The sequence below is a fragment of the Streptomyces sp. CC224B genome, from assembly GCF_030010595.1.
In the GTDB taxonomy this organism is placed as follows: domain Bacteria; phylum Actinomycetota; class Actinomycetes; order Streptomycetales; family Streptomycetaceae; genus Streptomyces; species Streptomyces longispororuber.
Genome location: NZ_JASCXL010000187.1, coordinates 1 through 10,394, shown reverse-complemented (window position 1 = coordinate 10,394; position 10,394 = coordinate 1). Strand labels below are relative to the sequence as shown.

Sequence of the window (10,394 nt, the reverse complement as noted above, 5' to 3'; positions counted from 1 at the left end):
CACGACGCCGTCATCGACACCTTCCACGCGCACGGCCTGGCCGTCCTCGAGGTCGTCTCACCGCCGCCGGACTGGGCGTGGGACCCCCCCCCCCGGGCGCCGCCCCCCCCCCCGCCCCCCCCCGACCCCCCACCCCCGCCCCCGGCCCCACCCACCGCCGGAAGGCCCCCACCTGCGGGCTGGTACGCTATGTAACGCCCGCTTGTCTGCGCGCACCCTCAGGCCACTCGGCCCGACGGACCGCGCCACGCGGCACCCACCCTCACCGGTGGATCCCACCTCGCCAGGTGGACACCCCGCCTCCCCGAGGTGGACCCCATGCCTCCCGAGTCCCGGAAGCACCCCTGAGAAGAAGACCAGGGGCACTCGGAGGCGAACGTAGACATCACTGAGGAGTACGCGTGTCGCTCGACGCCGCTACGAAGAAGCAGATCATGGCCGAGTTCGGTACCAAGGAGGGCGACACCGGCTCCCCCGAGGTCCAGGTCGCGCTGCTCTCGCGCCGCATCTCGGACCTGACCGAGCACCTGAAGACGCACAAGCACGACCACCACTCCCGTCGTGGTCTGCTGATCCTGGTCGGTCAGCGCCGCCGCCTGCTGCAGTACCTGGCCAAGAAGGACATCCAGCGCTTCCGTGCCCTGGTCGACCGCCTCGGCATCCGCCGCGGTGCGGCGGGCGCCAAGTAAGTCGCCGTGAAGGGAGCGGTTCCCACTCGAAGCACTCGAAGGGGGCCGCTCCCTTTGCTGTACGTGCGCGGTGTCGCCGTGGCTTTGTAGTCTGGTGACATCCGCCACAGTCGCGGTGGCCTCCGGCCCGTCCGGAAAAACGAACAGCACCGCGCGCGACGCGACCGCACAGGCCGCGACCGCACGGGGCCAAGGCACCACCGCGGCACGGCGGAGCAGCACAACAGCACCACCGCACGGAACAGAGCACAACCGCATAGAGGAACCGAAGGAGAGGCGCACCCCGCCGTCGCCGGTCCTCGGTAGTGGCTTCCGGAGGACGCGAGTCCCCCGGGGGCTTCGATCGAAGACCGGCCCGCACCCACGGCGCGCTTCTCCGCACCGCCCCCGCCACACGGGCAGGGGCGGACCCCGGGCCACACGGGCCACGGGGTGAAAAGACGATACGTAATGGAGAAATCGCTGGTGGAGAACGAGACCCACTACGCCGAGGCCGTCATCGACAACGGCACCTTCGGCACCCGCACCATCCGCTTCGAGACCGGCCGCCTCGCCAAGCAGGCCGCCGGCTCCGCCGTGGCGTACCTGGACGACGACACCATGGTGCTGTCGGCCACCACCGCCTCGAAGAAGCCCAAGGACCAGCTCGACTTCTTCCCCCTGACGGTCGACGTCGAGGAGCGGATGTACGCGGCCGGCAAGATCCCCGGCTCCTTCTTCCGCCGTGAGGGCCGGCCCAGCGAGGACGCGATCCTCACCTGCCGCCTCATCGACCGCCCGCTGCGCCCGTCCTTCAAGAAGGGCCTGCGCAACGAGATCCAGGTCGTCGAGACGATCATGGCGCTCAACCCCGACCACCTCTACGACGTGGTCGCGATCAACGCCGCCTCCTGCTCCACGCAGCTGGCCGGCCTGCCCTTCTCGGGCCCGATCGGCGGCACGCGCGTGGCCCTCATCAAGGGCCAGTGGGTCGCGTTCCCGACGCACACCGAGCTCGAGGACGCCGTCTTCGACATGGTCGTCGCCGGTCGCGTCCTCGAGGACGGCGACGTCGCGATCATGATGGTCGAGGCCGAGGCCACCGAGAAGACCATCGAGCTGGTCAAGGGCGGTGCCGAGGCCCCCACCGAGGAGGTCGTCGCCGCCGGTCTCGAGGCCGCGAAGCCCTTCATCAAGGTCCTGTGCAAGGCCCAGTCGGACCTCGCCGCCAAGGCCGCCAAGCCCGTCGGCGAGTTCCCGATCTTCCTCGACTACGAGGACGACGTCCTGGAGGCCCTGACGGCCGCCGTCAAGACGGAGCTGGCGCAGGCGCTGACCATCGCGGGCAAGCAGGAGCGCGAGGCCGAGCTTGACCGCGTCAAGGCGCTGGCCGGCGAGAAGCTGCTCCCCGAGTTCGAGGGCCGCGAGAAGGAGATCTCCGCCGCGTACCGCTCGCTGACCAAGACCCTGGTCCGTGAGCGCGTCATCAAGGAGAAGAAGCGCATCGACGGCCGCGGTGTCACCGACATCCGCACCCTGGCCGCCGAGGTCGAGGCCATCCCGCGCGTGCACGGCTCCGCGGTGTTCGAGCGTGGCGAGACCCAGATCCTGGGCGTCACCACCCTCAACATGCTCCGCATGGAGCAGCAGCTGGACACCCTCTCCCCGGTGACCCGCAAGCGCTACATGCACAACTACAACTTCCCGCCGTACTCCACCGGCGAGACCGGCCGCGTCGGCTCCCCGAAGCGCCGCGAGATCGGCCACGGCGCCCTCGCCGAGCGCGCCCTGGTGCCGGTCCTGCCGACGCGCGAGGAGTTCCCCTACGCGATCCGCCAGGTCTCCGAGGCGCTGAGCTCCAACGGCTCGACGTCCATGGGCTCGGTGTGCGCCTCCACCATGTCGCTGCTGAACGCCGGTGTGCCGCTGAAGGCCCCCGTCGCCGGCATCGCCATGGGCCTGATCTCCCAGGAGATCGAGGGCGAGACGCACTACGTCACCCTCACCGACATCCTCGGTGCGGAGGACGCCTTCGGCGACATGGACTTCAAGGTCGCCGGCACCAAGGAGTTCGTGACCGCCCTCCAGCTCGACACCAAGCTGGACGGCATCCCCGCCTCCGTCCTGGCCGCGGCGCTGAAGCAGGCCCGCGACGCCCGCCTGCACATCCTCGACGTGATGATGGAGGCGATCGACGTTCCGGACGAGATGTCCCCGAACGCGCCGCGGATCATCACCGTCAAGATCCCGGTGGACAAGATCGGTGAGGTCATCGGCCCGAAGGGCAAGATGATCAACCAGATCCAGGAGGACACCGGCGCCGACATCACGATCGAGGACGACGGCACCATCTACATCGGTGCCGCCGACGGCCCGGCCGCCGAGGCCGCCCGCGCCACGATCAACGGCATCGCCAACCCGACCATGCCGGAGGTCGGCGAGCGCTACCTGGGCACCGTCGTGAAGACGACGACCTTCGGCGCGTTCGTCTCCCTGCTCCCGGGCAAGGACGGCCTGCTGCACATCTCGCAGATCCGCAAGCTCGCCGGCGGCAAGCGCGTGGAGAACGTCGAGGACGTCCTCGGCGTGGGCCAGAAGGTCCAGGTCGAGATCGCCGAGATCGACTCGCGCGGCAAGCTCTCCCTGATCCCCGTGGTCGAGGGCGAGGACGGCGCCGACGACGCGGCCGAGGCGAAGGACGACACCGACAAGTGACGTCCCGTAGCTCCAAGGCGACGGCCCGCACCTCCTCGGAGGCGCGGGCCGTCGCCCGTACCCAAACCCTGATCAAGGGCGCCAACGGCATCGGCACCGTCCGCAAGACCACCCTCCCCGGGGGCCTGCGCGTCGTCACCGAGACCCTCCCGTCGGTCCGCTCGGCCACCTTCGGCATCTGGGCCCACGTGGGCTCGCGCGACGAGACGCCGTCCCTGAACGGCGCGACGCACTACCTGGAGCACCTCCTCTTCAAGGGCACCGGGAAGCGCAGCGCCCTGGACATCTCCTCCGCGATCGACGCCGTCGGCGGCGAGATGAACGCCTTCACGGCCAAGGAGTACACGTGCTACTACGCGCGCGTGCTCGACACCGACCTGCCGCTCGCCATCGACGTGGTCTGCGACATGCTGACCGGCTCGCTGATCCGCCAGGAGGACGTCGACGCCGAGCGCGGCGTCATCCTCGAGGAGATCGCGATGACGGAGGACGACCCGGGCGACTGCGTGCACGACCTGTTCGCGCACACGATGCTCGGCGACACCCCCCTCGGCCGCCCTGTCCTCGGCACCGTCGACACGATCAACGCCCTGACCGCGGACCGCATCCGGCGCTTCTACAAGCGGCACTACGACCCCACGCACCTGGTCGTCGCCGCCGCGGGCAACGTGGACCACCAGAAGGTGGTCCGCCAGGTCCGCGCCGCGTTCGAGAAGGCGGGCGCCCTCACCCGCACCGACGCCACCCCCGTCGCCCCACGCGCCGGCGCCCGCCGCCTGCGCACCGCGGGCCACGTCGAGGTCGTCGACCGCAGGACCGAGCAGGCCCACGTCATCCTCGGCATGCCGGGCCTGGCCCGCACCGACGACCGCCGCTGGGCCATGGGCGTGCTGAACACCGCGCTGGGCGGCGGCATGTCCTCGCGCCTGTTCCAGGAGGTCCGCGAGAAGCGCGGCCTGGCCTACAGCGTGTACTCGTACACCTCGGCGTTCGCCGACACCGGCCTGTTCGGCGTGTACGCGGGCTGCCGCCCCAGCCAGGTCCACGACGTGCTCAAGATCTGCCGGGACGAGCTCGACCACGTCGCCGAGAACGGCCTGACGGACGACGAGATCAGGCGCGCCGTCGGGCAGCTCGCGGGCTCCACGGTCCTCGGCCTCGAAGACACCGGCGCGATCATGAACCGCATCGGCAAGAGCGAGCTGTGCTGGGGCGAGCAGATGTCGGTCGACGACATGCTCGCGCAGATCTCGGCCGTCACCCCCGACGAGGTGCGCGCGGTCGCCCGCGAGATCCTGGGACAGCGCCCGTCGCTCTCCGCGATAGGCCCGCTGAAGGACAAGCAGGCCGCCCGCCTGCATGAAGCGGTGGCCTAGGGTTCCGGTTCGCCGGACCCGGGTCCCGTACGACTCACCATTCGCGAACTCGCGAACTCGCGTTAGGAAACAGGCAGATGAGCAAGTTGCGCGTGGCGGTCATCGGCGCCAAGGGCCGCATCGGCTCCGAGGCGGTCAAGGCCGTCGAGGCCGCCGAGGACATGGACCTTGTCGCCACGCTCGGCCGCGGCGACCAACTGGAGACGCTGGCCGAGGCCGGCGCCCAGGTCGCGGTCGAGCTGACCACGCCCGGCTCGGTGATGGGCAACCTCGACTTCTGCGTCCGGCACGGCATCCACGCCGTCGTCGGTACGACGGGGTGGACCGAGGAGCGCCTCGCGCACCTGCGGACCCGGCTTGAGGCGTCCCCGGGGACCGGCGTGCTCATCGCGCCGAACTTCTCCATCGGCGCGGTCCTCACCATGAAGTTCGCGCAGATCGCGGCCCCGTACTTCGAGTCGGTCGAGGTCGTCGAGCTACACCACCCGAACAAGGCCGACGCCCCGAGCGGCACCGCCACGCGCACCGCCCAGCTCATCGCCGCCGCCCGCGAGCGCGCGGGCAGCGCCCCGCAGCCGGACGCCACGGAGACCGCCCTGGAGGGGGCCCGCGGCGCGGACGTCGACGGGGTGCCGGTGCACGCGGTACGGCTGCGGGGGCTCCTCGCCCACCAGGAGGTGCTGCTCGGCGGCGAGGGCGAGACGCTCACGGTCCGCCACGACTCGCTGCACCACAGCAGCTTCATGCCGGGCATCCTGCTCGGCGCCCGCCGCGTGGTGGAGACCCCGGGCCTGACCTTCGGCCTGGAACACTTCCTCGACCTCGGCTGACCCGAGGACCGGACTCATGCGCGCAAAGATCACCTACGCCGTCACGGCCGCCGTCCTCGTCGTCTACTTCGTCCTGGTCGGCAGCCGTGGCGTGCTCCTCATACAGCACGGCACCGCCCTCACCGTGGCCTTCGGGGCCGCGGTACTGATCCTGCCGGTCATCGGTGTCTGGTTCCTGTGGCAGAACACCCGCTTCGTCCAGCGCGCCAACCGGCTCGCGGTCGAACTCGAGGCGGAGGGCGGCCTGCCCGTCGACGAACTGAAGCGCACGCCCGGCGGGCGCATCGACCGCGAGTCCGCCGACGAGGTCTTCGCCCGGCGCAAGGCCGAGACGGAGGACAGCCCCGACGACTGGCGCTGCTGGTTCCGCCTCGCCGTCGCCTACCACGACGCCCGGGACACCCCGCGGGCCCGCAAGGCCATGCAGCGGGCCATCGCCCTGCACGAGGGCAGGCCGCTCGGCGTCTGACGCCGGACGCCCTGCCCGTCCGGCGTCAGGCCGTGGGCCGGTACTCGTCGGCCCACACCTCGATGGCGTCGGCGGCCCGGTCGAAGGCCGTGCGGCGCGCGAGGAAGTCCGCGCCGCGATCGGTGAGCAGCGTCGCCCCCTCGCCGGCGGGCCGGTCGTGGCGTACGAGCATCAGCGCCTGCCCCTGAACCGTGCGCGGAAGCCCGAGCCAGCGCACGGGCTGCTGGGCCGTGCGCACGGAGGCGACCCGGGCCCACGGCACGGTCTGCGTACGCAGGAAGGACACGCGGCGCAGCCCGCGGGCGCTCACCCACGTGCCGACCCGCAGCAGCCGCAGCGCGGCGCCGATGACGAGCGCGGCCAGGCAGACGCAGAGACCGGCGCCCGGCAGGGCACCGGCGAGCGCGATGACCACGGCGGCGACGAGGACGTACGAGGCGAGGAGCAGCAGCAGCGCGGCGGCGGCGACGCGCCAGGGGCCCGGGCGGTACGGCCGGCGCCAGCGGTCGCGGTCGTGGAACGGGAGCGCGGCGTCCTCCGCCGCGTCGTCGAAAGCGCGGTCCGCGGTCAGGAAAGGCAGGGGCACGGCTGGTCCTCACTCACTCCACGCACGGGTTGTGCCCGGTGAGGCTATCGAGCCGTGACCCCTGCCACCAGCGCTGGGGGCCCAAGGGGTGCCCCGGCGGGCCCAAGAGGGTGGACCGGGGCGCCGGGAGGGGCCGGGGGAGTCCCCCGGCGCCCGTCCGGGGTGCGCGCGGCCCTCGGCGGGCCGGAGCGAGGCCGGGACGGCCGTCAGCGGCCGTCAGCGGTGGGACGGCCGTCAGCGGCCGTCGTAGGCCTCGGAGTGCTGGGTCCTGGCCGGCGACTGGTCGGCGGACATGGCGGGCATGCCGAGGATCACGGAGCCCACGAGCCCGGCGACCACGGTGAGCCCGATGAGCGCCCGGCCCACGAGCTGACCGGCCGTGGCGCGCTCACGGGGTGGGGGAGTGATGTTGCTGCGGAACTTCTCGGCTTCGGCGATGAAGGCGAACGGAACGGGCTCTCGCCGACGGAACATGGGGCGCGCTTCTCCTCACAAGTCTCGAACGGAACTCTCTTACCCATACAGACGCTCGGAACGGCGAAAGGGTGCCCGGTTTTGGCAAGTTCGCCGAAGATTGTCAGAGGGGAGGTTGTCCTGAAGGGCGATGGTCTGAGGGGCGATGGTCTCGAGGGGGCGCCGGGCGGCCGTGCGCCGGTGCCGTCCCACACCGCGCCTTCCCCGCCCGGGCGGGGCGGACACCGGCTCCGCGCGGCTCATATGTGCGAATGAGCCGACAGAAGTGTCCGTATTGCGGCATTTCTAGAAGTTCATCTAGCCTGATCAAACGGACCCGGCACTGCTTGAACCCCCGAGCAGGCAGTGCCGGGCTCCCTGAGCGGCAACCTCCCACCCGCCCCGAGGGGCGACCCCGCGCTGAGCAGCGAGTAGCGTGTTACCCATGGCTCCGACCTCGACTCCGCAGACCCCCTTCGGGCGGGTCCTCACCGCCATGGTCACGCCGTTCACGGCGGACGGCGCACTCGACCTCGACGGCGCGCAGCGGCTCGCCGCCCACCTGGTGGACGCAGGCAACGACGGCCTGATCGTCAACGGCACCACCGGCGAGTCCCCGACCACCAGCGACGCGGAGAAAACCGAGCTCGTACGTGCCGTCCTGGAAGCGGTCGGCGACCGCGCCCACGTCGTCGCCGGCGTCGGGACGAACGACACCCGCCACAGCGTCGAACTCGCCCGCGCCGCCCAGGCGGCCGGCGCCCACGGCCTGCTCACGGTCACGCCGTACTACAACAAGCCCCCGCAGGACGGCCTCCTCCGGCACTTCACGGCGATCGCCGACGCCACCGACCTGCCGGTGATGCTGTACGACATCCCGGGCCGCAGCGGCGTACCGATCAACACCGAAACGATCGTGCGCCTCGCCGAGCACCCGCGTATCGTCGCCAACAAGGACGCCAAGGGCGACCTCGGCCGCGCGAGCTGGGCCATCGCCCGCTCCGGCCTCGCCTGGTACTCCGGCGACGACATGCTCAACCTGCCGCTGCTCTCGGTCGGCGCGTGCGGTTTCGTCTCCGTCGTCAGCCACGTGGTCACGCCCGAGCTGCGCGCGATGCTGGAGGCGTACCTCAACGGCGACGTCCAGAAGGCCACGGAGATCCACCAGAAGCTGCTGCCGGTGTTCACGGGCATGTTCCGTACGCAGGGTGTGATCACGACCAAGGCCGCGCTCACCCTCCAGGGCCGGCCCGCGGGGCCGCTGCGCCTGCCGCTCGTCGAGTTGTCCGCCGAGGAGACCGCCCAGCTCAAGATCGATCTTGCGGCCGGCGGGGTACAGCTCTGACCAAGGACTTCACAACTCAATACGCACCAAGCCGCGGGCCTCGCGCCCGCACACAACAACTGCTACTGCACGAACGTCACGCGCGCCACGTGCCCCGAGGCACGTGGCGCGCGTGGTGAGGAGAGTCTTTTGAGTCATCCGCATCCTGAACTCGGCGCCCCGCCGAAGCTCCCCAAGGGCGGCCTGCGGGTCACCCCGCTCGGTGGCCTCGGCGAGATCGGCCGGAACATGACGGTCTTCGAGTACGACGGACGCCTGCTGATCGTCGACTGCGGAGTGCTCTTCCCCGAGGAGGAGCAGCCCGGAATCGACCTGATCCTGCCGGACTTCACGTCCATCCGGGACCGCCTCGACGACATCGAGGGCATCGTGCTCACGCACGGCCACGAGGACCACATCGGCGGTGTCCCCTTCCTCCTGCGGGAGAAGCCGGACATCCCCCTGATCGGTTCCAAGCTGACCCTCGCGCTGATCGAGGCGAAGCTCCAGGAGCACCGCATCAGGCCCTACACGCTCGAGGTCGCCGAGGGCGACCGGGAGCGCCTCGGCCCCTTCGACTGCGAGTTCGTCGCGGTCAACCACTCCATCCCGGACGCCCTCGCGGTCGCCATCCGCACGCCCGCGGGCATGGTCGTGCACACCGGCGACTTCAAGATGGACCAGCTTCCGCTGGACCGGCGCCTGACCGACCTGCACGCGTTCGCGCGGCTGAGCGAGGAAGGCATCGACCTTCTCCTCTCGGACTCCACGAACGCCGAGGTCCCAGGCTTCGTCCCGCCCGAGCGCGACATCTCGAACGTGCTGCGGCAGGTCTTCGCGGGCGCCCGCAAGCGCATCATCGTGGCGAGCTTCGCCAGCCACGTGCACCGCATCCAGCAGATCCTGGACGCCGCCCACGAGTACGGCCGCCGCGTCGCCTTCGTCGGCCGCTCGATGGTCCGGAACATGGGCATCGCCCGTGACCTCGGCTATCTGCGGGTGCCGCCGGGCCTGGTCGTGGACGTCAAGACGCTCGACGACCTGCCGGACCACGAGGTCGTCCTCGTCTGCACCGGCTCCCAGGGCGAGCCGATGGCGGCCCTGTCCCGGATGGCCAACCGCGACCACCAGATCCGCATCGTGTCGGGCGACACGGTGATCCTGGCGTCGTCGCTCATCCCGGGCAACGAGAACGCGGTCTACCGCGTGATCAACGGCCTGACCCGCTGGGGCGCGCACGTCGTCCACAAGGGCAACGCGAAGGTGCACGTCTCCGGCCACGCGTCGGCCGGCGAGCTGCTGTACTTCTACAACATCTGCAAGCCCAAGAACCTGATGCCGGTCCACGGCGAATGGCGCCACCTGCGCGCCAACGCCGAGCTGGGCGCCCTCACCGGCGTTCCGCACGACCGCATCGTGATCGCCGAGGACGGCGTCGTCGTCGACCTCGTCGAGGGCAAGGCCAAGATCGTCGGCAAGGTCCAGGCGGGCTATGTGTACGTGGACGGCCTCTCGGTCGGCGACGTCACCGAGCCGGCGCTCAAGGACCGCCGCATCCTCGGCGAAGAGGGCATCATCTCGGTCTTCGTCGTGGTCGACTCGACCACCGGCAAGATCACCGGGGGCCCGCACATCCAGGCCCGCGGCTCGGGCATCGAGGACGGGGCCTTCGTCGCGGTCGTCCCGAAGGTCCAGGAGGTCCTGGAGAAGTCGGCCCAGGACGGTGTCGTCGAGCCCCACCAGCTCCAGCAGCTCATCCGCCGGACGCTGGGCAAGTGGGTTTCGGACAACTACCGCCGCCGCCCGATGATCCTGCCCGTCGTCGTCGAGGTCTGAGCCCCTCTGACCTGGCCTGACGTCGCCTCTCCTGGAGCGGGGGGGGGGGGGGGGGGGGGGGGGGGGGCCGCCCCCCCCCCCCGGGGGGACACGAGCCGCGGGGCGGCCCCCCCCCCCCCCCCCCCCCCCCCCCCCCC

The 10,394-nt window shown here is 71.1% G+C and carries 9 protein-coding genes; 7 read left to right on the top strand and 2 right to left on the bottom strand.

Annotated elements, in window-relative coordinates; genetic code table 11:
- Positions 1–401 precede the first annotated feature (401 nt).
- From rpsO to QK440_RS39760, 5 genes are all read left to right on the top strand, one after another.
- Positions 402–689: a 30S ribosomal protein S15 gene (gene rpsO / locus QK440_RS39780; RefSeq protein ID WP_031484852.1), complete on the top strand. Its 288-nt coding sequence runs from the start codon at positions 402–404 to the stop codon at positions 687–689.
- 465 nt (positions 690–1,154) lie between these two features.
- A complete protein-coding gene (locus tag QK440_RS39775) occupies positions 1,155–3,383 on the top strand; it encodes a polyribonucleotide nucleotidyltransferase (protein WP_282798147.1) in 2,229 nt (742 codons plus the stop codon).
- Positions 3,380–4,759: a pitrilysin family protein gene (locus QK440_RS39770; protein ID WP_282798146.1), complete on the top strand. Its 1,380-nt coding sequence runs from the start codon at positions 3,380–3,382 to the stop codon at positions 4,757–4,759. The genes QK440_RS39775 and QK440_RS39770 overlap by 4 nt, the downstream gene beginning before the upstream one ends.
- 77 nt (positions 4,760–4,836) lie before the next feature.
- Positions 4,837–5,589: a 4-hydroxy-tetrahydrodipicolinate reductase gene (gene dapB, locus QK440_RS39765; RefSeq protein WP_282798145.1), complete on the top strand. Its 753-nt coding sequence runs from the start codon at positions 4,837–4,839 to the stop codon at positions 5,587–5,589.
- A 16-nt stretch (positions 5,590–5,605) separates the two neighbouring features.
- Complete coding sequence (locus QK440_RS39760) at positions 5,606–6,058, top strand: hypothetical protein (protein WP_282798144.1); 453 nt, start codon at positions 5,606–5,608, stop codon at positions 6,056–6,058.
- Positions 6,059–6,083: 25 nt separating this feature from the next.
- Here QK440_RS39760 and QK440_RS39755 read toward each other — a convergent pair whose 3' ends face one another.
- Both QK440_RS39755 and QK440_RS39750 read right to left on the bottom strand, forming a co-directional pair.
- Positions 6,084–6,644, bottom strand: a complete 561-nt coding sequence (locus QK440_RS39755) for a hypothetical protein (RefSeq protein ID WP_282798143.1) — start codon at positions 6,642–6,644, stop codon at positions 6,084–6,086.
- Between the two features lie 234 nt (positions 6,645–6,878).
- The gene (locus QK440_RS39750; protein ID WP_282798142.1) at positions 6,879–7,118 is read right to left on the bottom strand and encodes a hypothetical protein; all 240 of its coding nucleotides are present in this window, start codon (positions 7,116–7,118) and stop codon (positions 6,879–6,881) included.
- Positions 7,119–7,542: 424 nt separating this feature from the next.
- On the opposite strand from QK440_RS39750, the gene dapA reads away from it, so the two are divergent.
- A complete protein-coding gene (gene dapA, locus QK440_RS39745; protein WP_282798141.1) occupies positions 7,543–8,442 on the top strand; it encodes a 4-hydroxy-tetrahydrodipicolinate synthase in 900 nt (299 codons plus the stop codon).
- 129 nt (positions 8,443–8,571) lie between these two features.
- Positions 8,572–10,257 carry a ribonuclease J gene (locus QK440_RS39740; protein WP_282798140.1) on the top strand — a complete coding sequence of 562 codons (1,686 nt, stop codon included), beginning with the start codon at positions 8,572–8,574 and terminating at the stop codon, positions 10,255–10,257.
- Positions 10,258–10,394 lie beyond the last annotated feature (137 nt).

Excerpts from the sequence above, each read along its gene's own strand:
- QK440_RS39750 (WP_282798142.1), bottom strand. The coding sequence starts at position 7,118 with ATGTTCCGTCGGCGAGAGCCCGTTCCGTTCGCCTTCATCGCCGAAGCC.
- dapB (WP_282798145.1), top strand. The coding sequence starts at position 4,837 with ATGAGCAAGTTGCGCGTGGCGGTCATCGGCGCCAAGGGCCGCATCGGC.
- dapA (WP_282798141.1), top strand. The coding sequence starts at position 7,543 with ATGGCTCCGACCTCGACTCCGCAGACCCCCTTCGGGCGGGTCCTCACC.
- QK440_RS39760 (WP_282798144.1), top strand. The coding sequence starts at position 5,606 with ATGCGCGCAAAGATCACCTACGCCGTCACGGCCGCCGTCCTCGTCGTC.